Raw genomic sequence first — 24,134 nt, 5'->3', positions numbered from 1 at the left:
GCCCAATTTTTTGGTGAATTCCGAGAAGAAACCCGGTTTCTCATGCCCCCAGGATGCGATCGCTCAACCAAGAAACCGGGTTTCTCATGTTTCTTGCCCAAATTTTTGGCTAATTCCGAGAAGAAACCCGGTTTCTCATGCCCCAAGAAAAGCGCGATCGCTCAACCAAGAAACCGGGTTTCTGATCTTTTCAGCCCAAATTTTTGGTGAATTCCGAGAAGAAACCCGGTTTCTCATATCCCAAGATGCGATCGCGCCCTCAAACTTTCATAACCAAACAAGAAACCGGGTTTCTGGTGTTTTCAGCCCAAATTTTTGGTTAATTACGAGAAGAAACCCGGTTTCTCATGTCCCAAGATGCGATCGCCCAAAAGACCTACTGCTCAAATGGTGAGAAACGCGATCGTAATTTTCGATCTGAGATGGTAGGGTTGGCATTCCCCCATCCGGGCGATCGATGAGATATCATAAAAATGACTTCTAATCATCCGATCGATATGACTTTAGTCTCTAATGGGCAGACAGCTATTATCAGGACAGAGCGGGGATTAACGATCTCAGGTACACGAATCACTCTTTATGACATTATGGATTATCTGAGAGATCGGTATCCACCTAAGTTTATTGGTTCCCTGTTTGACTTGACCGAAGAACAAATTAACGTTGCTCTATCATACATCAAAACTCATCGGGAGCAAGTAGAAACCGAATATCAAGTTGTTCTCAAGGAAGCGGAAGAACTCCGGCATTACTATGAAGAACAAAATCGCGATCGAGTCGCCCAAATTGCCACCATGCCGCCTCCACCAGGTTTAGAAAAAGCCTGGGCAAAACTTCAAGCAGCAAAGGCACGGTATCAGACCTAATTATGATTTTTTTAGTCGATCATAACCTGAAGGGACATGGGCGAATTCTCCTGGGCAGCATTGCTAGTCAAGGTTGGCTTGATTCGATTCCAATTCGGTTTGTTACATTTGAAGAAGTAGGATTATCAATTGATAGCCCCGATCGCGTAGTCTGGAGGTTGGCACAGGAAAACAAAATGATTTTGCTCACAGCCAATCGCAGCATGAAAGATGAAGAATCACTCGAACAAGTTATGCGTGAAGAAAATACCCCAAATTCATTCCCTGTGGTGACAATTGGTAATGCAGATCGAGTTTTGAACGATTCAATTTATCGAGAACGGTGCGTCGATCGCCTGCTTGAGATTGCGATTTATATTGGCAACTACATGGGGGCAAGAAGGGTTTTTATTCCTTGATAAAGAAAGAATTAATAGCCAACCAAGAAACCGGGTTTCTGATCTTTTCTGCCCAAATTTTTGGCGGATTCCGAGAAGAAACCCGGTTTCTCATGCCCCAAGATGCGATCGCGCCTCCAAACTTTCATAACCAAACAAGAAACCGGGTTTCTCATGTTTGTTGCCCAAATTTTTGGCGGATTCAGAGAAGAAACCCGGTTTCTCATACCCTAAGATGCGATCGCCCAACCAAGAAACCGGGTTTCTGATCTTTTCAGCCCAAATTTTTGGTGAATTCCGAGAAGAAACCCGGTTTCTCATATCCCAAGATGCGATCGCGCAACCAAGAAACCGGGTTTCTCATGTTTGTTGCCCAAATTTTTGGCGGATTGCGAGAAGAAACCCGGTTTCTCATGTCCTAAGAAAAGCGCGATCGCTTCAATGTCTGCGCTAAAATGAAATTACTCTTGTCAAAATTGAACTTAAGATGATGAAATTAGAGTTATCCCAGTCCCATCCATTAAGCAACCTCAAAGTCACGTTACTGATAGAACCCGTAACATCTGGGCAAGTTGCGGCATCGATTAGAGAGTTTCCCGACTGTCGAGTGAAAGCAGCAACACGAGAAGAGGCGATCGCACAAATTCAAGCGAATTTTTTAGAACGACTAAAAAACATAGAAGCGATTTCATGGAATGTGCCGATTCCAGAAAAAGAACCTACTTGGATAAAATTTGCTGGGGTCTTTAAAGACGATGCTGATTTTGCGGCCATTATAGAATCAATTCATGCTGAAAGAAACTCAGACGATGATTCGGAAGTCGATCCTTCCTATTATCTGTAGAGGTGGCTAAGGGTGTGTCAATATATTTTGGATACTGATTGTATTTCACTGATTCTCTACAATCATCCTCAACTGACTGCTAAGGCAGGACAGCATCAGTTTGCCATCACAATTATCACGGTTCAAGAACTTTTTAATGGCTGGGTTGGCAGGATTAACGATCCATCCCAGGTGCATAACCTCCCGGAACTTTATTCAAAAGGACAACTGTACAATATCTCCAATCTATTGAGGTCTTAAATTTTACACCAGAGGCGGATAATTGTCTCAAGCAACTTTTAAAATATCATCCGCCTTTGCGGAAAAATCGCCTGCAAAAAGATATGCGAATTGCGGCGATCGCTTTATCTATTGGTGCTACTGTTGTCACCAGGAATCAACGAGATTTTGGTCAGGTTCCTGGACTAAAAATTGAAGATTGGACGCTGTAGCGATCGCGACCCTCTTTCATTTTATCGCCCAACCAAGAAACCGGGTTTCTGATGTTTCTTGCCCAAATTTTTGGTTAATTCCGAGAAGAAACCCGGTTTCTCATGTCCCAGGAAAAGCGCGATCGCTTACCACCCAATTCCCTTTACTTGAGAAATTCTTGAAATATTTTATAACTGCCGCAAACAACCTCAATGTAGATATCTCCCTGCAAGCGAAAATAAATCAATGAATCTGAACTTGCCTGAAGGTTTTCGTTGTTATTTTTGAAAGAATAGGATAAATCAGATAATATTTGACTCCCGAAACCTGACTCAAGTTTTCTCAGTTCTACTTCTCCCACCCAAAAGCAGCAATTTTCATCACCTGGATTGATGGGTTGAGAAAGCACCAGGTGAACCAGGCGATCGAGTTCGATCGCCGCATCACCAAATTCTGGCCCAAAAGTAAAATCAAGACGTAATCCGAGATAGTTGGGCAGTAAAGATATACCAACTAAATCAGCGCTTTTTAAATCTTCTAAAAAAGTTGTTAGGTTTTGGGTAATCGTTGCCGTCATAAACTTAAGTTTTCTCCAGTATTGTGAGTGTTGTCGCCTGGGATAAATTTTATTTGCTCTCCATATTGATTATATCGGCGACGGTAATATTTTCCGTTTGTCCCGCGAATCTTTGGCCCCGTTCTGACAATTTCTCCGGTTGGCCTAATATGAATTATACTACCATCAGGATGCTCTTTTCGTATCCACCTATTGTCTGACTTTTGAATTGAAACCCTTGGGCTGCTAGGATGTTTACTGCTTCCAATCGGGTTTTCCCCGTGAGATTAGCAAGTATCTGCGCGGCTGAATTCATTGTTATTTTAACAACCAAATAAATACAAGTATCGTGATTAATAGAGCGATTATAAAAACAAGATTAATGTTTATCGCGTGACAGAATAATCGACGCTAATAGTTTAGCAGCGATCGCTCATTGCAAAAAGCGATCGCGCCCTCAAACTTTCATAACCAAACAAGAAACCGGGTTTCTCATGTTTCTTGCCGAAATTTTTGGTTAATTCCGAGAAGAAACCCGGTTTCTCATGCCCCAAGATGCGATCGCTCATTTCCATCTTTCATAACCAACAAAGAAACGGGTTTTCTGACTTCTGCTAGGGAAAATAACGATAAAATTCCCGACGATGGAGCACTCGCATTATTTCTATAACATTTTCATTAACTTCTATGCCAATCCGATAATCGCCGATGCGAATCCGATAACGCCCTGCGTAACCTTTCATTGCTTTAATGTCAGAAATATCCTGTAATGTGTTGATTGATGGTAGAGTGGTAAATGCTAAATCGTAGATGCTTTGGTATGAAGGGGAACTCTTTAGTTGTTTCAAGTCTTTTAGGAAAGCTTGACGGTATTGAACTTCCACAGTAATTATTCCTCAAGATACGCTAAAGCTTCAGAACGATCTAACAAAGGAGTGTTAACTGCTTCATCCATTGCTTTGTTCATGCAATAATCTTCTATCGCGTCCGCAAGTTGCTCGGTAGAAACCTCTTGATTAGGTATAATTTTTCGCCATAGATCAATTGGAATCACTACAGCGCTTATTTCTCCATCTTGGTTAGTAATATATTCAAGATTTAAACTTGTTTCCATATCAAAATCCAAACACTTATAGTAATTATAGCTTATCCGATGAGGTGAAGCAACCAAGAAACCGGGTTTCTGATGTTTCTTGCCCAAATTTTTGGTAAATTCCGAGAAGAAACCCGGTTTCTCATGTCCCAGGAAAAGCGCGATCGCCCAACAAAGAAACCGGGTTTCTTATTTTTTCAGCCAAAATTTTTGGTGAATTCCGAGAAGAAACCCGGTTTCTCATATCCCAAGAAAAGCGCGATCGCTTCTTCCACCTTTGATAACTAACCAATAAACCCGGTTTCTCATATCTCGTTTCTCTGCCCCAGGCCAATTTTTTACCTTCTAATTGCCCCGCGCCATTCGATTTTTTGTTCCGCTGACCGTTCACCTAAAAAGCGAATAATCCGTAATTCAATTTTGATATTTAAGCCGCTGCGTAAATATTGTTCGGCAATGGGTAATTGACCGATATTGACGGTAAAGCGATCTGAAGTAAATGAGACTAATTCAGGGGGTATTTTGCCTTGATAGCGGGTGGTATAATTATCATCAAATCGTCCTCTTGGGGCAGCAGGAGTGGTTTGATAGACTATTTCTAATTCCGTGTCTAAAATATGTGATTGTCTGGCTACGTCAATTAAGGTTAGTTGCAAATTTTTGCCATTGTTGGCGACATCCACTAGCCTAAGTTGGGTGGCTTCACTGGCTAACATTGCTTGAGAAATGACGAATTGAGTCTGGTTATCGGTTTCAATTTGGCTGGTTTGTAGCCAAAGTTCTTCGGGAACAGACATTTCTAAGGTTTGGTCATCTTTTAGCTGAAATGTGACTCTGGTGTTGGCAAAATTTCTGGGCGATCGCTCCGCATTCCAGACCAGTTGTACCGGCTTTTCAATGCGCTTGATAAACTGACGATATTCATCGGCAATAATTGAGTTACTGCCTAATAAATTCTTTGCCCCACGGCGCGTTTCCCAGATATGTTTAGATAAGACAAAAATTTGGTTGCTAAATTCCGCTAAAGAACGGGCGATCGCCGGTTGTTCCTGGGGCAAAGGTTCTGTCCCTTGAATTAGCCTTAAAGTGCCCAATTTGCCATCACTCCCAGAACTCCCAGAACTGCCATCATCCCCATCATCGCCATCGCTACAAACAAAAGAACGGGTTTCACAACGGTAGTCGGGATTTCCCGGAGTCCCGGTACAAACTTCTTCATTCCAGCGGCGATCGCGACATTCGCAACCATCGCCACCATATCCCCGTTCTCCCCCACTGCCACCACTGCCCCCTTTAGCCAGGACATAGATTTTTTTCAGGTCTTCAAGGTTGGTGTAATACACCGTCAAAGCCCCGCCATTGCCGCCATTGCCACCGCGTCCTCCGTCACCTCCGTCCCCACCATCGGCCCCTTCTTGGTCGCGATCGGCTCGGTTCGGTTGGCGGCAAGACCGGGCATCATCCCCATCATCCCCATCCTCCCCATCTCCTCCATCTTCCCCAGACAGGTTCAGATATAATTCCGAACCATCCACAAAAATCGTGCGATTTTCACCATTGCGACCATCTGCACCACTGCGACCATTACTCCCATCACTGCCCTCGTCACCAAAGTCGTTGATTTCTCGACTGAATACCAACCGAGGACAGAAAAAACTATCGGCAATGGGCAGAAAAATTACACCACTGCCTACTAAAAAAAGAATTGCTGAAAGTTTGGCTAAAAAATGTAGTTTCATATTTTTTTGGGTTGTTGGTTGTTAGTTGTTGGTTGTTGGTTATTGGTTGTAATAAAAATCGTTATTTCATGTAGGGGCGCAATGCTTGCGCCCTTAACCAATCACGCATAACCAATAGACGATTCTGGGAAAATACCGGCGTCGATCCCCCCAACCCCCCTTTCGACAAGCTCAGGGCATTGCCTTAAAAAAGGGGGGATTTTTAGAGTCAAAAGTTATGGTTTGGGCGGATGTTGTTGTAAGACTTGTTTTAAATATTGCCCAGTATAAGAGTGAGAATTTTCTGACACTTGTTCGGGGGTGCCTACGGCGACAATTTCCCCACCGCGATCGCCTCCTTCAGGGCCTAAATCAATCACCCAGTCTGCACAACGAATCACGTCTAAATTATGTTCAATCACTAAAATTGAATTGCCTTTATCTACTAACCGTTGTAACACATTCAACAACTGATGCACATCATAAAAAGATAAGCCGGTGGTCGGTTCATCAATTAAATAAAGGGTTTTTCCTGTGGCCCGACGGGATAATTCCGTGGCTAACTTTACCCGTTGGGCTTCACCACCGGAAAGAGTTGGCGCTGGTTGTCCCAGGGTAATATATCCTAATCCTACATCCACTAAGGTTTTCAGCCGAGTGGCGGCGCGGGGAATATTTGTAAACATTGAACAAGCTTCTTCCACGGTCATATTTAACACTTCGGCAATGGATTTATCCTTATATTTCACTTGCAAAGTTTCTCGGTTATATCGCGCCCCTTTGCAAATTTCACATTGCACATAGACATCGGGCAAAAAGTTCATGGAAATGACATTAACCCCTTGACCGCTACAAGCTTCACAGCGTCCTCCTTTGACATTAAAAGAAAATCGTCCCGGTTGATATCCCCTGGCTTTAGCTTCAATGGTTTCGGCAAATAAACCCCGAATAATATCAAAAACTCCGGTATAAGTTGCCGGGTTTGACCGAGGAGTTCGGCCAATAGGTGATTGGTCAATAATAATCACTTTATCGATCGCTGCTTTGAGGTCAATCGCCTGATTTTTGTTCGCGGATAGCTGTTCCACAGTTTCTAGGCGATCGATACCTTTGGGTAGAGAGACTTTCCGAGTCAAATAATGTTCCAACGCCGGATATAATAACTCATTAACCAGGGTAGATTTCCCCGAACCGGACACCCCAGTAATACAGACTAATTTGCCTAAAGGAATCTCAATATCTAGATTTTTGAGATTATTCTGTTTGGCGTTTTTCACATAAAGAGATTTGCCGTTGCCTTCCCGTCGGTTTGCGGGGGTTTCAATGGCTATTCTTCCCGATAAATAAGCCCCGGTCAGAGAACGCTGACTATTTAATAGTTCGCTTAAGGTTCCTTGGACGACAATTTCTCCGCCATGTAGTCCTGCCCCTGGGCCAATATCCACCAAATGATCGGCGCTTCTAATGGTTTCTTCGTCATGTTCAACGACAATTAAAGTATTGCCCAAATTGCGTAATTTGGTTAAGGTTTTTAACAGTCGTCCGTTGTCTCGCTGGTGTAGTCCAATGCTGGGTTCATCTAATACATAAAGCACTCCGGTTAATCCGGCACCAATTTGGGTGGCGAGCCGAATTCGCTGGGCTTCTCCCCCTGAAAGCGTCATTGCTGAACGGTCGAGGGTGAGGTAGTCTAAGCCCACATCAAGTAAAAATTGCAAGCGGGCGCGAATTTCTCGGAGAACTAATTCGGCAATTTTTGCTTGGCGATCGCTTAATTCTAACTGGTTAATTCGGGTTAAGGCTTCGCGAATAGAAACACTGGTAATTTGATTAATCCGATATTGTCCCACTCGGACCGATAACGCTTCTGGTTTGAGGCGCTGTCCTTGGCAAGTTGCACAGGGTTGATCGATGCGATATGGTTCCAGTTTTTGTTTTTGCAGTTCGCTGGCGCTGTTCTCATAATAGCGGTCAAGCATAGCCAATACTCCGATATATTGATGCTCATAGCTTTCGCGCTTTTGTTTGATCAAAATTGGTTCATCGCTGCCAAATAAAATCACCTTTTGCTGTTCAGCGGTCAACTGGTTCCAAGCACTGTCTAATTCAAACCCTAATGCTTGGCCAATACTATAAAGTAAGGACAAGTAATAAGGATTGTCTTTATCAGCCCAAGGCGCGATATTGCTCCGCAACGCATCCGCGATCGCACTATGCACTGGAGCATCGGGATCTGGGATAATTAAATCTGGGGAAAACCGGCGAAAATAGCCCAAACCATGACAGTCAGGACAAGCCCCATAAGGAGCATTAAAGGAGAATAATCGGGGAGAAAGTTCTTCCATCACTGCCCCATGTTCGGGACAGGCAAAGTTTTCCGAAAAGAGTAAATCTGGCTGTTCCTCAATTACGACTAAAGCCAATCCTTCCCCATGATGTAAAGCCGTCGATAAAGAATCCGTTAACCGTTCTTCAATGCCCGGTTTTTTAATCAGTCGGTCAACGACGATTTCAATGGTATGTTTTTGATTTTTATCCAGTTCAACGGCATCGGTTAATTCGCAAATTTCTCCATTAATCCGCACCCGGACAAATCCTTGGGAAGCAATACTGGATAAAAGTTTTTTGTGAGTGCCTTTTTTGCCTCGCACTACTGGGGCAAGAATTTGAAATTTAGTCCGATCGCCTAGTTGCATCATGCGATCGCACATTTCATCAATAGTTTGCGGGGTAATAGAGCGATCGCAGTGGGGACAGTGGGGTTCTCCAGCCCGTCCAAATAATAATCGCAAATAATCATAAATTTCTGTCACCGTCCCCACCGTAGACCGAGGGTTATTAGAAGTTGACTTTTGGTCAATAGAAATCGCTGGAGACAGTCCCGAAATTGACTCCACATCCGGTTTATCCAATTGGCCCAAAAATTGACGGGCATAAGCGCTTAGAGACTCCACATAACGCCGTTGTCCCTCGGCAAAAATCGTATCAAAAGCCAGAGAAGACTTGCCGGAACCGGACACCCCAGTAAACACAATCAGGCGATCGCGGGGCAATTCTAAATCAATATTTTTCAGATTATGCTGCCTCGCCCCCCGAATTTTAATCCGATTATTCGTCGGTTGGTCATTAACTGGATTAATCGCCTCCGCTAAAGATTGGCCATCCAGAGTTGCCACAGCATTCAAATCGGCATCAAAACCAGCGCGTTCAGTACGGTCAAGCATAGATAAAAAGTCGAGGAAAACGTTAACAATTGTAACGGAGAAAGGGGTGTAGGGTGTAGAGTGTAGGGTGTAGGGGGAAGCCGCCGTCGTGTAGGGTGTAGGGTGTAGGGGGAAGCCGCCGTCGTGTAGGGTGTAGGGTGTAGGGGGAAGCCGCCGTCGTGTAGGGTGTAGGGTGTAGGGTGTAGTGAAGAGGGATATTTCTTTTGTACGGGCGAATGGCCATTCGCCCCTACGATTTTCCCCAACCAACCAACAACCAACAACAACCAACCAACAACAACCAACCAACAACAACCAACCAACAACAACCAACCAACAGCCAATTCAAGATAAAACTTTCAACAGGGGCGGACTTTTCTCTGGTTCAGAGGCAGTCACCACGCGATCGCGCCCTTCTTTATTCGCTCGATAAAGTGCTTGATCCGCCGATTCCAGAAGTTGATCGCTCGTCCAACCATCTTGAGGGAAAATCGCCACTCCTAAAGAAATAGTAATTGCCCCCACAGACTGATGATGAGATTTCAGATTCAACTGCTTCACTCCCAGGCGAATTTTCTCCGCAATTTTTTGCGTCTCCTCTAAAGAGACTTCCGGTAAAATCAGAGGGTTAACTCTTCTCCCTCATAACGGCAAGCCACATCGAAATTTCGCACACTTTATTGCAAAAATATGCCCAATTTTTGCAGTACCATATTCCCAGTTTTGTGCCCAAAAGTATCATTAAACTTTTTAAAATGATCCACATCGATCATCACCACCGCAAAAGATTTTCCAGAGCGTTGACATCGATGAGTTTATGTGGCTAAATATTCTTCTAAATAACGACGATTATATAACCCAGTGAGGGCATCGCGAATACTTGGGAGTCGGAGAGTTTCTCGGAGTTTTAAATTGGCTAAAGCTAACCCAGTATGTTCCGCTACAGCCAAAGCGAGTTTTTGCTTGGCTTCCGTTAATTTATTTGAGGATGAATTTGTTGTTAAATCCAGGATTCCAAAAGTTTCCCCTTGAGCCTTCAAAGGAATACAGAGAGATTCTTCCGTATAACTCGAATCATAATGTTGACATGGTAAATCTTTGTGGTCGCGGTCAAATGCGATCGCCCACTGCGTAAAGACCAGCAATAATGGATGTTAAAAACAAACTTAATTGGTGTATTTTTTTCGATTTACTAATAAATTTACCATATTTTTTGACTCAAAAATTAGATAAATTGCCCCAGATTGCTGGGGAAAAAGCTGGCGCCTAAATTCAGAGCATAAATTAAATTGTGTTTTTATGGTCTTGTTGCGTGAAACAAGCCTGAAGCAAATTAATCATTTTCCCTAACAAGATGACTTCAGAGTTAATTGTTATGAGTTATAGGTTGGGTATTTCCATTTCTTCATAAGCCTTATCCTGTCTTGTTAAATTTTATTGTAAATCATGTTCACTATTGTTTATTATTGTTTCTAGTAAAATTTGTAAATCATTGTTTTGCTGCCGTAATTCCATCAATTATTGCTGCATTTGTCCAAACAGTATTTGAGACTTTTGCCGGTGGCGATAGCGGGATAAAAATCCAGGCAAGTCGGCACTCACACGCCCACTAATGGTCAGGCAGAAGAGTAAAGTAAGCCATACTTTTGACCTGAGTTGGTGGTTAAGATAGGCGGCGGTGGGTAAAAACTGCACCGACCATTTTTGATTGCCAATTTGCAGATATTTCAGACAATTATTGGTTTATGGACAAAGCAATTTGAGCAGATTTAAATCTTGGTTATGAGTGATGGTTTTTAACCACTGTCCAGTAGTAGCTTGATAAATTGCTAAAATATGTTCAAAAGTTCAAAAATATAATATTTTCAAAAATATGTTATGTGATGATTTTTTGGCTGAATGTATTTGCCAAAAATCAGGCTCATTTGCTGTATATTGTTTCAGCAATTTTACCAATTTAATTATCGTATTTTTTGGTATATATCTGGTTTTTTGTTTTGGCTAATTCGCTCTTAAATATGGTTGAAATTAAAGGTCACAATCAGAAAAAACAATTAAGTTTGACGACTAAATTAAACGGTAAAATAATTTAATTAATTTTGATAAATGGCTGAAATTGCCCAAATTTTTAAGGGTTGGTCGGCGATAAATTTGTCTGCCCCAGCGATCGCCTTCATCGGACTAAATAAAATTATTTCCTCCGTATCTTTTGCTTCCTGAAAATAGAGCAATCTGCTTGCCTGGGCAAAATCAAAGCCCACATTAAATTCTGAGTTTTAGAAGCTAGATATCTAATGGGTAGGCATGGCTGGCGATCGCCCCCCTGAGTAGCGGCTGAGTGATTCCCAGGAAAACGGAAAAGCGAATCGCCATCTGGGTTTACTGGATTCAAAGTTTGAGGGGACTGAGTTGCCGGGAAAGAGGGAATCCAGGCGACCATATCCACGGAAGGATGTTGGGGCATGGAATTTTGGACAAAAAGCTGAAATTCTGTTTCTTCAACCGCTTCAGAGGCGACATAAAAAGCTTTAATCTCATCAAAGACTTTCAAATCAGTATTAATAGCCTTTTGCAAAGCGATCGCCACTTTTTTTGTCCCAGTTTCATATTGACGTTGCCACTCATCCCGTTCACTCTGCCAGACCACCACCGATGCCATAACGGACAAAACGATACCAGTCAGCAGACCGATCGCCAAACATTGACCCTGTGAGAACCCACCCCTACTCAAGCGTGGATGGTTGGTTTTGTTTCATTTTTTTTGACTGATTTCCTCCTGAATCCTATCGCTGGTCATTGTGTTTCTCCCTGTGTTTCTCCCTTTAATGATGCTTGGCTATTCTTTACAATTTATTTATATTTGGATTGAGAATATATCTGAATTGATGAATAGCTTATCTTAAATCACGGAGAAAATTCTGCCTAGACTGATCTGAAAAATCATCAAAGTCATCTCCAAAGGAGACTGGGATGTGCCGTGAATGATTGATCTGTTGATTTATATAAAAATTCTCCTGATCTTTGGCTAGATTTTTTATTCGCTTAATTTTATCCCAACGTCATGCAACAGCAGGGGCGCGGCGGCTTGCGCCATTGCGCGGGGCGACCACCGCCTTTTCTTTCGCCCCTACTAATGCCCCAATTAACCTCGTAATTGTAGCAATAATTTTTGGAATTGGTATTAGTTAATTTAGTTAATTTATATTTTTAATCCGGTGAGGTTTAGTAAAATAAAATTGTGGATTCCCGCATCAAGCGGTTCGGGACAGAGAAAAATAAGTGCCTTTATGAGAAACGCTGTAATGAGCAACGCTATACAGAAATATCTCCGTGATATCTCCGTATGACGACGATATGAAATGGGGGCAAGAGTGGTATCCCCTGCCCCCAGAAAAGCCCCTAAAAGCTTCTATCCCGCTTGGACTTGCCGTGAGGGTTTTGGTTTTTGTTTGGCGATCGACATATTAATCAAATTTCCTCCCAAGGGACTGGGTTTGGCAATGCCATAGCCTTGGACATAATCCACTCCTAATTCTTGGAGTTTATGCAAAATTTGCTCATTTTCGACAAATTCCGCAATGGTTTGTAAGCCGATCGCATGAGTAAGTTTGTTGATGGCTTCAATCATCGCGGCATTAACCGGATCTTCGAGAATATTTTTGACAAAGTAGCCGTCAATTTTGACATAATCTACCGGCAGATTTTTTAAATAGGTCAAAGAAGACATTCCACTGCCAAAATCATCTAAGGCAAAGGAGCAACCCAGTTGTTTTAGGGCGTGAATAAACTGGATCGCTTTGTTTAAATTGCTAATCGCAAAAGTTTCGGTGACTTCAAAGCAGATCATTTGGGGGGGAATTTGATATTGAGCAAATTGCTCTTGGAGAAAAGAGAGAAATTGCTCATCGTTAAAACTGGCACCGGAAAGGTTGACGGTGTAGATACTAGATTCGCCAACGGGTTTAGGGTAAGGAGAAAGCAGATCATCGGCGGAGGTTTTCGTTCCAGAGGATGAGTGCTTGAGATTGCTGGATAGATAACTAAATAAATTGCGGATCACCCAGCGGTCAATTTTGGGCATGAGGTTATAGCGTTCAGCGGCAGGAATAAACATTCCTGGGGGAATTATGATGCCATTTTCGTCGGTAATTCTAATTAAAATTTCATAATGATCAGGCTTGCCAGAGTCGGGTTGGGCTGGGGCGATCGCCTGTGAATACAAGCAAAATCGATCCTCTTCCAAGGCTTTGACCAATCGAGACACCCACTGCATATCCCCTTGTCGTTGAGCCAATTCTTGATCGTTGGCTTGATAAACATGAATCCGATTTCGTCCCGCATCTTTGGCGGCGTACATGGCAGAATCAGCCGCACTCATAACATCCGCCAAGCTAGTAACAACCGGGTCAAGTTTAACTAACCCAATACTCACACCAATAGAAAAGGTTTTATCTTGCCAAACAAAGCGGAAATCTTGCACTACTTGCCGCAAATCTTCCGCCACTTGTCGCGCTTGTTTCAGAGGGCATTCATATAATAAAAGCGCAAATTCATCCCCACCCAAACGAGCCAGCAAATCAGTTTTTCTAATTTGAGATTGCAACAAGGTGGTGATTTGACGTAACAGTTCATCCCCAGCGGCATGACCGCAGGTATCATTGACAATCTTAAACTGATCTAAATCCAGATAACATAAGCTATGTTCCGATTCAGTTGTTGATTTTTCTTCCATCAATTCTGACAGCCGACGCTTAAACTCTCGTCGGTTAATCAAATTAGTTAAGGGGTCGTGACTGGCTTCCCAACATAACTGGGCGGCGAGTTTACGATTTTCCGTGACATCCCGACAAATCACCACCATGCCGATAATTTCCGCATTGCTCATTCTAATGAAGGCGACGGAAGGTTCGACGATGAATTCTTCAGCGTCGCGATTTCTAATTAAGGTATGGTGGGAAAATGCGGACAACCGGCTGGTGATGGAGGCGCTGAGGAAATTTTCCACGGGATCTCCAGTAACGGCGTTGAATAGTTGCAACACCAGCTTTAAAGGTTGACCTTGGGCTTCGGACTGTCGCCACCCGGTGAGGATTTCTGCTTGGGGATTCAAGCTTTGAATGATGCCGTTGAGGTCGGTGGTAATTACAGCGTCGCCGATGGAGTTTAAGGTGACTTGGGCGACTTCTTTTTCATGGTAGAGTTGTGCTTCTATCTCTTGCCGCTGCTCTATTTCTTTGCGGAGTTGTTGATTAACTTTGAGGAGTTCGGCGGTGCGTTGGGCGACGCGGTGCTCTAGTTCCTGGGCGTAAGATTGCACGGTTTGGCGTAGGCGGGCTTGTTGAATGGCGATCGCCAAAGAATCCGTGACTTCCTGGGCAATGGCGATTTGGGCATCGGAGAAGCCACCGGGACGGTTTGACCAAAGATTGAGACTACCGAGGAGTGAGTTTCTCGATTTCAGGGGAATACAAACACAGGATCTAAGTCCTTCCGCTTTCAGACTTTCCTGTACCGGGGTTAAATTGGATAACTCCAGAATATCCTTGACCACCAAAACTCCGTTGGTTAGTTTGTCTGGGCTGGCGAAACCGTCTTGATTCATCAGCGGTAAACGGTTTCCGGCTAAAATACAGCTTTCTCGGTCGGCATCGATCGCTAACACGATCGCTTCGTCGGTCTTCAGGTTAAAAGAAATCACACTTACCCGTTGACAAGGCAGTAGAGTTCTTAGATATTTCACTGTCACCTCAGCGATCGCTTCTGGTTCTTCTGCTTCCAAAATTGCCCGGTCAATTTGGTGCAAAATACTCAAGCGTTTTTGTTGTTGATGGAGGGCTTTTTCGGCTTGCTTGCGATCGGTAATATCCGTGTGAATCGATAAATATTGAAACGGTTTCCCCTGCTGATCCAAAAATGGCACAATCGTGGTATCTACCCAGTAATCATGGCCATCTTTGGTTTTATTTTTGATTTCACCTCGCCAAATTTTCCCCTGGGCGATCGTAGACCAAAGATTGCGAAAAAACTCTGACGAATGTTCATCGGATTTGACGATGCGATGATTCTGACCGATCAGTTCCTCGCGGGAATAGCCCGCTATCTGGCAAAACTTATCATTCACATAAGTGATTGTGCCTTTTCTATCTGTCACCGCAATAATCGCCGATTGATCCAAAGCGTACTTAAGGTCTGATAATTCCTTATAAGATTGGCACAATGCGCTTTGGGCTTGTTTTTTATCGGTGGTATTGCGAATGAACATCATAATTTTTTGATGCCAAAATGGGATTAGCCTTGCTTCATAGATTTGTTCACCAGCCGATCCACCGATCTCGTACTCAATGGTAGTCATCCACTGATGCTTGGCCACTAAACGGATTGCTTGCTCATACTGACTAGCCACTGGGGATGGCAATAATTCTTGAATTTTTTGTTGACCAATTGCCGTGGGTGAAATGTGGATATTGCAACGATGTTCTCCTTGATAGTCTAAAATCGTGCCATCGTTGTCAACGAGTAAAAATAAATCGGGAAATGCTTGAAAAATACCCTCAAATTCAGCATTTTTTGCCTGGAGTTTTGTATGCAAATTTTGACAAAATTGCATGGCCAACTGCTTTTCTGGGTGAGCATCTACACAAGATATCACACAGGGATAGTCTGAGAAAAACGGACTGACGCTTTCACTAGATCGCCCTTCAGACGGAACTTGAGCGGGGATAAACGGTGACTGACAAGGAATAACGTCACAAACTTCCTCCTGGGAACTCCGAGAGAATATCCTTGTCCCCAGGGCTGCCGCCACTACCACACTGATAGTCCCTGGTAAAATCTTCAACACCCAGTAGATCCAAGGATCATCCTGCCCAGGAAGAAGTAAATTCAAAACTCCCAAGGCGATCGATAAGGGTAGCAACACCGAAAAAATTCGCACCGGCGACATGGTAAATTGAGGGTTGAAGCGGCGGAACCATTGCCAGAAAATGATTCCTAGAACTAGAGAAAGCACAACATTGCAAGAATCTAAAACCATTGTCAAGCACATTTGGGGCATTTCTGAAGTCCCACTTACTAGCGCGATCGATGGTTTTTGCATCCATAGGATTTTAAATAGAGTTAACATAAAGCCTCCTGGTTACAGTCAGTGAATCTCCCTCAGACATTCCTCATGGTCATTCTACCCAAATCAATCAATTTTTTATATGGTTGGAATTATTGAGACGTGCAGTTAATTCTCAACCATTAGACCTCGATCAAACGATCAAATAATTAACCCACCCAATAAGGATACGGGCTGAAAAACTACTGGTTGATTTGTAGGATTATCCGGGATAGTAAATAATTAGTTCCGTTTTTTTAAGCACAATTTTTTTGTATATTTTTATATATTTTTATAAATTTTTATATATTTTTGTGGTAATTGACGGTTTTACTGAAGTCAGGATAAATCTCGGTACTTACCTGGACAATAAAAATATACCACTAACAAATTACTTCAGCCATCGTGACATTTGCATAATTTAATTTACGTAAATATACGGATACGGAATTTGCGTGTATCCGTATATTTACGCAGTAAGAACGGAAACCCGGTTGTTCGATAAACCAGGTGCTGGCTTTATAGTGACAAGTGACAAGTGAAAAGTAAAGAGTGAAAATTTTTTCTCTATCCTGTACTCTCTCTATCATCTATCGTTGGTGTATTTACTACTCACTATTCACTATCTTTTCTCCTCTATTGTTTATAATTTATCTGTTACTCATTATCTGCCATCTGTTATAATTTATCCTCTATCCGCTTCCCCCTTGCCTGTTGCCGCTCCTCCACAGAGGAAGCCCCGGAAGCTTTCCTGGTGGGCAATATCGTTCATGTATGCAAAAAAAGAATTGGTAATATGCAAAAGCCCCATATTTCTTAATAAATTGTAAAAACCACTACAAAAAAAGGGGTAAAGTCCCTTTAAATTACACTAAAAATACCGGCAAAACGCCGAATTATTAAGTAAAAATTCGATTAAATATGCCCAAAAAATTAAGCAAAAAATAAAAATTCAATAATTAAATTTAAACCTTGACTAGATTGTCGGATTAAATTTATATGTTTGTAGAACAATATTGAGGTAAAACGAGGAGCGATCGTTCAATGATTACATCCACCAGCCCTGTAGATACGAAATCTAATAAGTTTGAAAAGTTAAAACAAGAAAAAGATGGGTTAGCTGTTAAACACCAACTCGATGAATTTGCCAGAATTGGTTGGGAATCCGTTGGTGAAACTGACCTAAATCATCGCTTAAAGTGGCTGGGCATCTTCTTTCGGCCTGTCACTCCGGGTAAATTTATGCTGCGTTTACGGACGCCTAACGGCATTCTCACCAGTAAACAAATGCAGGTTTTAGCAGAAATTGTCGATCGCTATGGAGAAGATGGCAATGCAGATATTACCACCAGACAAAATCTGCAACTACGCGGGATTCGCTTTGAAGATATTCCCGATATTTTCCGCCGTCTTGAATCGGTGAATTTGACCAGTATTCAATCGGGGATGGACAATGTGAGAAATATCACCGGATCGCCAGTTGCGGGGATTAGTGCCGATGAATTAATTGATACCAGAGAATTAGTGCAAAAAGTTCAAGATATGATTACTAATCATGGTGCAGGAAATCCCGAATTCAGTAACTTACCCCGCAAATTTAATATTGCCATTGAAGGGGGACGAGATAATTCAGTTCACGCCGAAATTAATGATGTGGCTTTTGTCCCTGCTTATAAAAATGGTGCCCTGGGTTTTAATGTTTTGGTCGGTGGTTTCTTTTCGGCGAAACGTTGTGAAGCGGCGATTCCTTTGAATGCTTGGGTAGCACCAAATGATGATGTGGTGGATCTCTGCCGGGCTATTTTAGAGGTTTATCGAGATTCCGGTTTGCGGGCAAATCGCCAAAAAGCCCGGTTGATGTGGCTGATTGATGAGTGGGGTATCGAAAAGTTCCGCGCTAAAGTAGAAAGCCAATTAGGACGCCCTTTGGCAACCGCTGCTTTGGCAGATGAAATTGATTGGGATAAGCGCGATCATATTGGGGTCTATCCTCAGCAGCAACCGGGAATGAATTATGTGGGTTTAAATATTCCTGTGGGTCGTTTGTATGCTTCAGATATGTTTGATTTGGCTCGCATGGCAGCGGTTTATGGGGGAGGAGAACTTCGCCTGACGGTGGAGCAGAATGTGATTATTCCTCATGTTAAAGATGCCCATTTAGATGCTTTTTTACAAGAGCCATTGTTAGAGAAGTTTTCGGTTAATCCCAATCCGTTGGCTCGCAGTTTGGTGTCTTGCACTGGGGCGCAGTTCTGCAATTTTGCTCTGGTGGAAACGAAGAACCGGGCGATCGCACTGGTGAAAGAATTGGAAGCAGAATTAGATATTCCCCAGTCAGTGCGAATGCATTGGACCGGTTGCCCGAATTCTTGCGGTCAGCCCCAAGTGGCAGAAATTGGTTTGATGGGAACCAAAGTCCGCAAGAATGGCAAAACCGTGGAAGGGGTGGATATTTATATGGGTGGCAAAGTTGGCAAAGATGCTCATTTGGGTACTTGTGTGACTAAGGGGATTGCTTGTGAAGATTTGAAGCCTTTTCTGGAAAATTTGTTAATCGAAAATTTTGGCGCAAAGAAGAAGGTTTGATGGCGAGTTATTGAGCGATCGCCGCTATGTAAACTCCTTTAAATCAGTTGAGTCAGTTGAGTCTTGGTTCTGTAAATCACCGGGATATGAACCACACCATCAACCACAGCACAGACATGACCCAAACCTTCGCGGCAGAAAAATCCGTGGCTAAGTTCTTGGTCATGTTTACCCCAGAGGGGCAACGGGAAGTGAGGCCGTGGCTGAGTCAAGAATCGTAAGCAAACGGAGGATTTCGCTCCGAGAAGCGATCGCCTTGACTTGCCACCCAGCCATTACCGCCAAACAGAGGCAAAAAACTTAACCTTAACGGTAAAGCTCAAAGCTCTCAGATTAAGCAATTCAGACATTCCCAGGGTCGATTGTTCACTGATAACGTTTAAATTTTGAATCTTATGGTAATGTGCAGCCGCTAAGTGAGAATAATCCGTTCAATCTGAAAAAACTAGGTAAAATTGTCATAATATTCTCATACACCTTGGCTACTTTAAAGTAAGGGAAAAACCTGCTATGTCTAGCAATAAAGTGACTGAAAACACATCTGCCGATCAACATTACCGTTCTGATGCCCTGATTGCCACTGGCGCCACCGTGTCTGTATTGATTTTAGGCGGGGTTCTACAATTCATCTCACCCAAGGTGACTCCTGAGAAAATGGCCACGCCTGCTGAGGAAAGTAAACCCGCTGTGACTTATTCCACCAGCCTATCGACCCCCAGCAATCCAGGTGAAACTTCCCTGTCCCCTGAATCGACTTCGGGGACGAATCAAGAAATCCCCCTGGTGACAGAGAACCTTTCCGTCACCAGTCAGCCCAGGATCGACACAGCGACCGCTCCCGCGACGACCGCTCCCGCGACGACCGCTCCCGCGACGACCGCTCCCGCGATCGCCGAATCGACTATTACGGATCCGGCCACTCTTGAAGCATTAAACAGCCAAGTATTGAGCAAAATTGATGAAAATTGGACGACTAATCCCACATTTACCTCTAGTCTGGTGTATCAGATTAATGTAACTGAATCAGGGGCGATCGCCTCTTACAAAGAAATCAATGAATCAGCCAAAAATTATAGCAATGAAACTCCTTTACCCAGCTTAATTGATCCGGCGGCAACCTCAGACAAAACTGCTAAATTTGTGGTGGTTTTTACCCCCAGTGGGCAACTAGAAGTTAGCCCTTGGATTTCCGGTAATTAAACCTGAATTTTTTCTTTCCGGGCGGCTGGGTGATAATGCAATTGTCAAAAAATTGATATTTTTTATAGACCTGCATTCACCCCAGCTATTCCTGGGTTGTTGAAAAATAATTAAGCAAATAATTAAGCAAATAATTAAGCAAATAATTAAGCAAATAATTAAGCAAATAATTAAGCAAATAATTAAGCAAATAATTAAACATCGTAATATTAGATTAGATGCATCGAATTTTTCAATATAGCCGATGGCGTATCCACCGCCATCGGTTGGGGGGATATTCTACGGTATGAAAGCCAGAATTGTCTAATATGTCTAATATTTATATCAAACAATCATATTTACTCACCGAAACAATTATATTATGACTAACTCTAACCAAACTAACTCAAACAAAACTATCTGTCCTTACTGTGGGGTGGGCTGTGGTTTGGAAGTATCCCCACCAGCACAAAAGGGAAAACCCACTCATAAAGATGGTGAAGGAACGCCGATTTGGAAAGTTCAAGGCGATCGCGCACATCCTTCTAGTTTGGGCAAAGTCTGTGTCAAAGGCGCTACAGTTAGCGAATCATTACATAAAGATCGATTGAAATATCCCATGATGCGAGAATCTCTCGATCAACCCTTTCGCCGCGCCACCTGGGATGAAGCATTCGATCGCATTGTGCAACGGATTCAAATCGTGCGAGAAACCCAAGGGCCAAACGCACTTTTTCTCTACGGTTCCGGTCAGTTTCAAACCGAAGACTATTACACCGCTGAAAAACTTTTTACCGGCTGTTTAAACAGCAACAATTTTGATACTAATTCCCGCCTTTGTATGTCCAGTGCGGTGGTGGGTTATACCCAAAGTTTTGGGTCTGATGGCCCCCCTTGCTGCTATGAAGATTTAGAACTTACTGACTTTGCTTTTCTGATTGGCACCAATACCGCTGAATGTCACCCGATTGTATTTAATCGCCTGCGACAACACCACAAAAAAAATCCCCAAGTGAAAATGGTCGTGGTCGATCCGCGCCGCACCCAAACCGCTGAAGCCGCTGATTTACATTTAGCCATTCGACCGGGTACAGATATTGACTTATTAAATGGAATCGCCCACTTATTAATGCGATGGGGATATATTGATGCGTCTTTTATTGATGAATGTACCTCTGGGTTTCCCGCTTTTGCCGAAGTAATTCAGAACACCGCCCCGGAATTGGTGGCAAGAACTTGTGGCATTCGGCTGGATGAATTGGAACAAGCAGCCCGGTGGTGGGGTGAGTCAAATCGCGTCTTGTCTCTTTGGTCAATGGGGATGAATCAGTCGTCGGAAGGAACTGCTAAGGTGCGATCGCTGATTAACCTGCATTTAATGACTGGGCAAATCGGTAAACCGGGGGCGGGGCCATTCTCCCTCACCGGACAACCGAATGCGATGGGAGGTCGAGAAGCGGGAGGACTTTGCAGTATTTTAGCGGGCTATCGGTCGATTTCAAACCCCCAACATCGGGCAGAAGTCGAACAATTTTGGGGAATTCCCCCAGGCAGCATTCAGCCCCAACGGGGGATGACCACCGTGGAGATGATCCGGGGTTTAGAAGCGGGACAAGTGGGTTTTTTATGGATTGCCGCCACCAACCCAGCGGTGAGTATGCCGGATATCAAGCGGACTCAAGCGGCTTTGCGTCAATCCCCGTTTACGGTTTATCAAGATGCCTATTATCCGACGGAAACCGCGCAATATGCCCATGTGTTGTTGCCTGCTGCCCAGTGGAGTGAGAAAACAGGGGTGATGACCAACTCGGAAAGGGTGGTGACTTTGTGCGCTGGATTTCGCGAACCCCCAGGGGAAGCTAAAGCGGATTGGGAAATTTTTGCGGAAGTGGGGCGGCGTTTGGGTTTTGCCGATAAGTTTAATTTTGCTAATTCCGCCGAAGTCTATGGGGAATTTGTCCAATTAACCAAAGGTCGTCCTTGTGATACTTCCGGGTTGAGTCATCAACTTTTGGCGGAACATGGCCCGATTCAATGGCCTTTTTCCGCTGACCAAGTTACCCCCAACTTTGCCACGAATAAGCGGTTATATACGGATTTCCGCTTTAATACCCCCGATGGTCGAGCTCGGTTTGGGGCTTATTATTCCAAAGGTTTGGCGGAACCGCCGAATCCCGATTATCCGTTTGTGCTGACTACGGGCAGGCTTTATGGTCATTGGCATACCCAAACTCGGACGGGACGAATTCCCAAGACCGCTAAGATGCACCCAGATCCGTTTATAGAAATTCATCCCCGTGATGCGGAAAAGTTGGGGATTTCTGAGGGAATGTCGGTGGAAGTGCGATCGCCCCGTGGCAATGCTGTGTTTCCGGCCATGATTACGGAGGCGATCGCCCGTGGAACAGTGTTTGTACCGATGCACTGGGGCTTCCTTTGGGCTGAAAATGCCGAAGCCAACGCCCTGACTCACTCCGAGTCCTGTCCCGACTCCTTGCAACCAGAGTTAAAAGCTTGTGCGGTGCAGTTAGTGGCGATCGCCCAAGCAGAAACCGGGTTGCTTCAGACTATCTCTGTCACTCAACAGCAGCGATCGTAGAAACTCGGTTATTTTTTCTTTTAAAACTTCTAATTAGAAGCCACTGTGCTATAGACTAGGCATGATAGTCGGTCCAGTCCAGATATCAGCACTTTGCCTAACTCCTAGTCTATGGCTCCCATCAAAAAAACTCAACTTAACAAATTGTTCACAGACATCGCGATGTGGTTTCGCGATGATAATTTCATGTCTGGCATCCACTGGATGGAAGGATTCTTTTCTAAAATCCTCTCCTTGGTAATGATTTTTATCATTATCGTCTCAGTGGGCGACCTGATTCTTGTGGTGGCTAAAGATTTTCTAGACACCCCAGATATTTTTTTAGATAAAACCTTATTTAAAATTTTTGGTTTATTCTTAGATATTTTAATCGCCCTAGAAGTCTTAGAAAATATTACTGCTTATTTACGCAAGCACGTCGTTCAAGTCGAATTAGTCATTGTCACCTCTTTGGTAGCGGTAGCTCGGAAAATCATTATTTTTGACTTTAGTAAGCTCAAAGGCTTAGATTTAATCGGTCTAGGACTGGCCATTTTTGCCCTTTCCATTAGTTACTGGATCGTCCGCAACTTAAATCGAAAAATAGACTGATTTCATCTGAAGTCAGTTTTTTTATGCAGTCTTTTTTAAAAAAAGCATGAAAAACGAGCGACACCCCCAAATAAATTTAATTCAAAAAATTATCAGTTTTTTTGATGACTCAGTTTTTATTTACAGCATTAATAAAATCCAAAAGTTTACTGCCAAAGTCTTATCTTTGGTAATGATTTTTGTCATCATTGTCTCAGTTTGGGACTTAATTATTGTCACCCTAGAAGAATTTACTACCCAACCTGTCCTGGTGGGTCATCAAATATTATTTAAACTGTTTGGCTTATTTTTAGATGTATTAATTGCCCTGGAAATTCTCGAAAATATTACCGCCTATCTGCAAAATAATGTGGTACAAATGGAGTTAGTGCTGGTGACATCTCTGATCGCAATGGCTCGGAAAATTATTATTTTCGACTTTAACAAAGCTGGAGGATTTGATCTAATTGGAGTGGCAACAGCTATCCTGGCTTTATCCCTTAGTTATTTCATTATCCGCCATAGCAATCGGCGATTATAAATCAGTTAATACCCAGTTAATATCACTCACCTAAAAGAAGATGACTTTTTTTCAATTTGAAGCGGATTTTGTTGATTCCCTGAATTGCATCCCTATGCAAGTACGCTATAAACTCGATACTTGTGGGGTGAAGTTAAAATTAGCCCATTGGCATAAGTTTCCCCAAGAAATTCGCTCCCAATTGTGCGATCGCCCCTGTTCCACCCCCGCAGAAATCCAAGACTATCACGACTGGTTACACCAGCAAGTAATTTCACATACGGGCAGCGAAGCCAAAGACCTGCCCATTGAGGAAAATCCCTCCTGGTTAGATGATACAATTGTACCAGAAATGGTGCAAGGAAAGGCGCAAGCCTTTAATTTAACCATTACCTTAGAACAATGGGCAAAACTCACTCCCTTACAAAGATTTGCCTTGATTAAACTCAGCCGTTCCAGCCACGAAAATGCTAATTTTATCCCCGCGATGAAAGAGTTTAATTTAGTTTAAAA

The 24,134-nt window shown here is 43.2% G+C and carries 27 protein-coding genes and 1 pseudogene; 15 read left to right on the top strand and 13 right to left on the bottom strand.

The genetic code is table 11. From position 1 onward, the window contains the following. Window positions 1–13 precede the first annotated feature (13 nt). The 7 genes from ABWT76_RS06075 (at window position 14) to ABWT76_RS06045 (ending at window position 2,518) form a co-directional block, all read left to right on the top strand. The gene (locus ABWT76_RS06075; RefSeq protein WP_354635802.1) at window positions 14–394 is read left to right on the top strand and encodes a hypothetical protein; all 381 of its coding nucleotides are present in this window, start codon (window positions 14–16) and stop codon (window positions 392–394) included. A gap of 79 nt (window positions 395–473) precedes the next feature. Then, window positions 474–866 carry a DUF433 domain-containing protein gene (locus tag ABWT76_RS06070; protein WP_322096562.1) on the top strand — a complete coding sequence of 131 codons (393 nt, stop codon included), beginning with the start codon at window positions 474–476 and terminating at the stop codon, window positions 864–866. A gap of 2 nt (window positions 867–868) precedes the next feature. Beyond that, the gene (locus ABWT76_RS06065) at window positions 869–1,264 is read left to right on the top strand and encodes a DUF5615 family PIN-like protein (RefSeq protein WP_190879024.1); all 396 of its coding nucleotides are present in this window, start codon (window positions 869–871) and stop codon (window positions 1,262–1,264) included. Beyond that, entirely contained in the window at window positions 1,261–1,512 is a 252-nt protein-coding gene (locus ABWT76_RS06060) for a hypothetical protein (protein ID WP_190879025.1), read from the top strand. Before ABWT76_RS06065 ends, ABWT76_RS06060 begins: the two co-directional genes overlap by 4 nt. A gap of 21 nt (window positions 1,513–1,533) precedes the next feature. Next, the gene (locus ABWT76_RS06055; RefSeq protein ID WP_354635801.1) at window positions 1,534–1,665 is read left to right on the top strand and encodes a hypothetical protein; all 132 of its coding nucleotides are present in this window, start codon (window positions 1,534–1,536) and stop codon (window positions 1,663–1,665) included. A gap of 65 nt (window positions 1,666–1,730) precedes the next feature. Next, window positions 1,731–2,087: a hypothetical protein gene (locus ABWT76_RS06050; RefSeq protein ID WP_190879027.1), complete on the top strand. Its 357-nt coding sequence runs from the start codon at window positions 1,731–1,733 to the stop codon at window positions 2,085–2,087. Window positions 2,088–2,383: 296 nt separating this feature from the next. Beyond that, window positions 2,384–2,518 (top strand): type II toxin-antitoxin system VapC family toxin, encoded by a 135-nt coding sequence (locus ABWT76_RS06045; protein WP_277926291.1) that lies wholly within the window; start codon window positions 2,384–2,386, stop codon window positions 2,516–2,518. A gap of 143 nt (window positions 2,519–2,661) precedes the next feature. Here ABWT76_RS06045 and ABWT76_RS06040 read toward each other — a convergent pair whose 3' ends face one another. The 4 genes from ABWT76_RS06040 to ABWT76_RS06025 all read right to left on the bottom strand — a co-directional run bounded on the left by ABWT76_RS06040 (window position 2,662) and on the right by ABWT76_RS06025 (window position 4,168). After that, on the bottom strand, window positions 2,662–3,075 hold the full coding sequence (locus ABWT76_RS06040) for a hypothetical protein (RefSeq protein WP_054465915.1): 414 nt from the start codon (window positions 3,073–3,075) through the stop codon (window positions 2,662–2,664). A gap of 398 nt (window positions 3,076–3,473) precedes the next feature. Beyond that, window positions 3,474–3,623 (bottom strand): hypothetical protein, encoded by a 150-nt coding sequence (locus ABWT76_RS06035; protein WP_190879029.1) that lies wholly within the window; start codon window positions 3,621–3,623, stop codon window positions 3,474–3,476. A gap of 45 nt (window positions 3,624–3,668) precedes the next feature. Then, window positions 3,669–3,938, bottom strand: a complete 270-nt coding sequence (locus tag ABWT76_RS06030; protein WP_190879031.1) for a type II toxin-antitoxin system RelE/ParE family toxin — start codon at window positions 3,936–3,938, stop codon at window positions 3,669–3,671. Between the two features lie 5 nt (window positions 3,939–3,943). Further along, window positions 3,944–4,168, bottom strand: a complete 225-nt coding sequence (locus ABWT76_RS06025; RefSeq protein WP_054465935.1) for a hypothetical protein — start codon at window positions 4,166–4,168, stop codon at window positions 3,944–3,946. A gap of 72 nt (window positions 4,169–4,240) precedes the next feature. Between ABWT76_RS06025 and ABWT76_RS06020 the strand changes: the two genes are divergently transcribed. Next, the gene (locus tag ABWT76_RS06020) at window positions 4,241–4,435 is read left to right on the top strand and encodes a hypothetical protein (RefSeq protein ID WP_190879033.1); all 195 of its coding nucleotides are present in this window, start codon (window positions 4,241–4,243) and stop codon (window positions 4,433–4,435) included. Window positions 4,436–4,485: 50 nt separating this feature from the next. Here the strand turns inward: ABWT76_RS06020 and ABWT76_RS06015 are convergent, their stop codons facing one another. From ABWT76_RS06015 to ABWT76_RS05975, 9 genes and pseudogenes are all read right to left on the bottom strand, one after another. Beyond that, the gene (locus tag ABWT76_RS06015) at window positions 4,486–5,886 is read right to left on the bottom strand and encodes a collagen-like protein (RefSeq protein WP_190879034.1); all 1,401 of its coding nucleotides are present in this window, start codon (window positions 5,884–5,886) and stop codon (window positions 4,486–4,488) included. 215 nt (window positions 5,887–6,101) lie between these two features. Continuing rightward, window positions 6,102–9,089 carry an excinuclease ABC subunit UvrA gene (gene uvrA, locus ABWT76_RS06010; protein ID WP_354635799.1) on the bottom strand — a complete coding sequence of 996 codons (2,988 nt, stop codon included), beginning with the start codon at window positions 9,087–9,089 and terminating at the stop codon, window positions 6,102–6,104. Window positions 9,090–9,111: 22 nt separating this feature from the next. Continuing rightward, on the bottom strand, window positions 9,112–9,312 hold the full coding sequence (locus ABWT76_RS06005; RefSeq protein ID WP_190879039.1) for a hypothetical protein: 201 nt from the start codon (window positions 9,310–9,312) through the stop codon (window positions 9,112–9,114). A gap of 101 nt (window positions 9,313–9,413) precedes the next feature. Further along, window positions 9,414–9,689, bottom strand: a complete 276-nt coding sequence (locus ABWT76_RS06000; RefSeq protein WP_255353178.1) for a GGDEF domain-containing protein — start codon at window positions 9,687–9,689, stop codon at window positions 9,414–9,416. Between the two features lie 56 nt (window positions 9,690–9,745). Further along, window positions 9,746–9,868: pseudogene (locus ABWT76_RS05995) on the bottom strand (diguanylate cyclase); the annotation flags it as partial. Window positions 9,869–9,883: 15 nt separating this feature from the next. Further along, the gene (locus ABWT76_RS05990; protein WP_054465911.1) at window positions 9,884–10,213 is read right to left on the bottom strand and encodes a GAF domain-containing protein; all 330 of its coding nucleotides are present in this window, start codon (window positions 10,211–10,213) and stop codon (window positions 9,884–9,886) included. A gap of 948 nt (window positions 10,214–11,161) precedes the next feature. Next, a complete protein-coding gene (locus tag ABWT76_RS05985; RefSeq protein ID WP_156331660.1) occupies window positions 11,162–11,299 on the bottom strand; it encodes a hypothetical protein in 138 nt (45 codons plus the stop codon). Further along, entirely contained in the window at window positions 11,260–11,766 is a 507-nt protein-coding gene (locus tag ABWT76_RS05980; protein ID WP_354635798.1) for a hypothetical protein, read from the bottom strand. The genes ABWT76_RS05985 and ABWT76_RS05980 overlap by 40 nt, the downstream gene beginning before the upstream one ends. 711 nt (window positions 11,767–12,477) lie before the next feature. After that, window positions 12,478–16,191 carry an EAL domain-containing protein gene (locus ABWT76_RS05975; protein ID WP_354635797.1) on the bottom strand — a complete coding sequence of 1,238 codons (3,714 nt, stop codon included), beginning with the start codon at window positions 16,189–16,191 and terminating at the stop codon, window positions 12,478–12,480. 1,020 nt (window positions 16,192–17,211) lie between these two features. Here ABWT76_RS05975 and ABWT76_RS05970 point away from each other — a divergent pair. The 7 genes from ABWT76_RS05970 (at window position 17,212) to ABWT76_RS05940 (ending at window position 24,132) form a co-directional block, all read left to right on the top strand. Then, on the top strand, window positions 17,212–18,753 hold the full coding sequence (locus ABWT76_RS05970; protein WP_190879045.1) for a ferredoxin--nitrite reductase: 1,542 nt from the start codon (window positions 17,212–17,214) through the stop codon (window positions 18,751–18,753). Between the two features lie 86 nt (window positions 18,754–18,839). Continuing rightward, entirely contained in the window at window positions 18,840–18,974 is a 135-nt protein-coding gene (locus tag ABWT76_RS05965; RefSeq protein WP_255353176.1) for a hypothetical protein, read from the top strand. A 289-nt stretch (window positions 18,975–19,263) separates the two neighbouring features. Next, on the top strand, window positions 19,264–19,953 hold the full coding sequence (locus ABWT76_RS05960) for a hypothetical protein (RefSeq protein WP_354635796.1): 690 nt from the start codon (window positions 19,264–19,266) through the stop codon (window positions 19,951–19,953). Window positions 19,954–20,314: 361 nt separating this feature from the next. Next, window positions 20,315–22,531, top strand: coding sequence for a molybdopterin oxidoreductase family protein (locus ABWT76_RS05955; RefSeq protein ID WP_054465905.1), 2,217 nt, complete (start codon window positions 20,315–20,317; stop codon window positions 22,529–22,531). Between the two features lie 162 nt (window positions 22,532–22,693). Continuing rightward, on the top strand, window positions 22,694–23,122 hold the full coding sequence (locus ABWT76_RS05950; RefSeq protein WP_156331666.1) for a phosphate-starvation-inducible PsiE family protein: 429 nt from the start codon (window positions 22,694–22,696) through the stop codon (window positions 23,120–23,122). A 46-nt stretch (window positions 23,123–23,168) separates the two neighbouring features. Next, window positions 23,169–23,642 carry a phosphate-starvation-inducible PsiE family protein gene (locus tag ABWT76_RS05945; RefSeq protein ID WP_054465903.1) on the top strand — a complete coding sequence of 158 codons (474 nt, stop codon included), beginning with the start codon at window positions 23,169–23,171 and terminating at the stop codon, window positions 23,640–23,642. 40 nt (window positions 23,643–23,682) lie between these two features. Further along, a complete protein-coding gene (locus ABWT76_RS05940) occupies window positions 23,683–24,132 on the top strand; it encodes a nitrate reductase associated protein (protein ID WP_354635795.1) in 450 nt (149 codons plus the stop codon). Window positions 24,133–24,134 lie beyond the last annotated feature (2 nt).

The organism is Planktothricoides raciborskii GIHE-MW2, from assembly GCF_040564635.1.
Taxonomy (GTDB): Bacteria; Cyanobacteriota; Cyanobacteriia; order Cyanobacteriales; family Laspinemataceae; genus Planktothricoides; species Planktothricoides raciborskii.
The sequence above is the reverse complement of the archived record's forward strand: the minus strand, read 5'-3'. Positions and strand labels throughout refer to the sequence as shown.

What these genes read in the sequence shown, in the direction of transcription:
- ABWT76_RS06005 (WP_190879039.1), bottom strand. Translation starts at nt 9,312, where the DNA reads ATGGCCATTCGCCCGTACAAAAGAAATATCCCTCTTCACTACACCCTA.
- ABWT76_RS06015 (WP_190879034.1), bottom strand. Translation starts at nt 5,886, where the DNA reads ATGAAACTACATTTTTTAGCCAAACTTTCAGCAATTCTTTTTTTAGTA.
- ABWT76_RS05955 (WP_054465905.1), top strand. Translation starts at nt 20,315, where the DNA reads ATGACTAACTCTAACCAAACTAACTCAAACAAAACTATCTGTCCTTAC.
- ABWT76_RS06065 (WP_190879024.1), top strand. Translation starts at nt 869, where the DNA reads ATGATTTTTTTAGTCGATCATAACCTGAAGGGACATGGGCGAATTCTC.
- ABWT76_RS05965 (WP_255353176.1), top strand. Translation starts at nt 18,840, where the DNA reads ATGAACCACACCATCAACCACAGCACAGACATGACCCAAACCTTCGCG.
- ABWT76_RS05960 (WP_354635796.1), top strand. Translation starts at nt 19,264, where the DNA reads ATGTCTAGCAATAAAGTGACTGAAAACACATCTGCCGATCAACATTAC.
- ABWT76_RS05975 (WP_354635797.1), bottom strand. Translation starts at nt 16,191, where the DNA reads ATGTTAACTCTATTTAAAATCCTATGGATGCAAAAACCATCGATCGCG.
- ABWT76_RS06040 (WP_054465915.1), bottom strand. Translation starts at nt 3,075, where the DNA reads ATGACGGCAACGATTACCCAAAACCTAACAACTTTTTTAGAAGATTTA.
- ABWT76_RS05945 (WP_054465903.1), top strand. Translation starts at nt 23,169, where the DNA reads ATGAAAAACGAGCGACACCCCCAAATAAATTTAATTCAAAAAATTATC.
- ABWT76_RS06070 (WP_322096562.1), top strand. Translation starts at nt 474, where the DNA reads ATGACTTCTAATCATCCGATCGATATGACTTTAGTCTCTAATGGGCAG.
- ABWT76_RS06025 (WP_054465935.1), bottom strand. Translation starts at nt 4,168, where the DNA reads ATGGAAACAAGTTTAAATCTTGAATATATTACTAACCAAGATGGAGAA.
- ABWT76_RS06020 (WP_190879033.1), top strand. Translation starts at nt 4,241, where the DNA reads ATGTTTCTTGCCCAAATTTTTGGTAAATTCCGAGAAGAAACCCGGTTT.
- ABWT76_RS05940 (WP_354635795.1), top strand. Translation starts at nt 23,683, where the DNA reads ATGACTTTTTTTCAATTTGAAGCGGATTTTGTTGATTCCCTGAATTGC.
- ABWT76_RS06035 (WP_190879029.1), bottom strand. Translation starts at nt 3,623, where the DNA reads ATGAGCGATCGCATCTTGGGGCATGAGAAACCGGGTTTCTTCTCGGAA.
- ABWT76_RS06050 (WP_190879027.1), top strand. Translation starts at nt 1,731, where the DNA reads ATGATGAAATTAGAGTTATCCCAGTCCCATCCATTAAGCAACCTCAAA.
- uvrA (WP_354635799.1), bottom strand. Translation starts at nt 9,089, where the DNA reads ATGCTTGACCGTACTGAACGCGCTGGTTTTGATGCCGATTTGAATGCT.
- ABWT76_RS05970 (WP_190879045.1), top strand. Translation starts at nt 17,212, where the DNA reads ATGATTACATCCACCAGCCCTGTAGATACGAAATCTAATAAGTTTGAA.
- ABWT76_RS05950 (WP_156331666.1), top strand. Translation starts at nt 22,694, where the DNA reads ATGTGGTTTCGCGATGATAATTTCATGTCTGGCATCCACTGGATGGAA.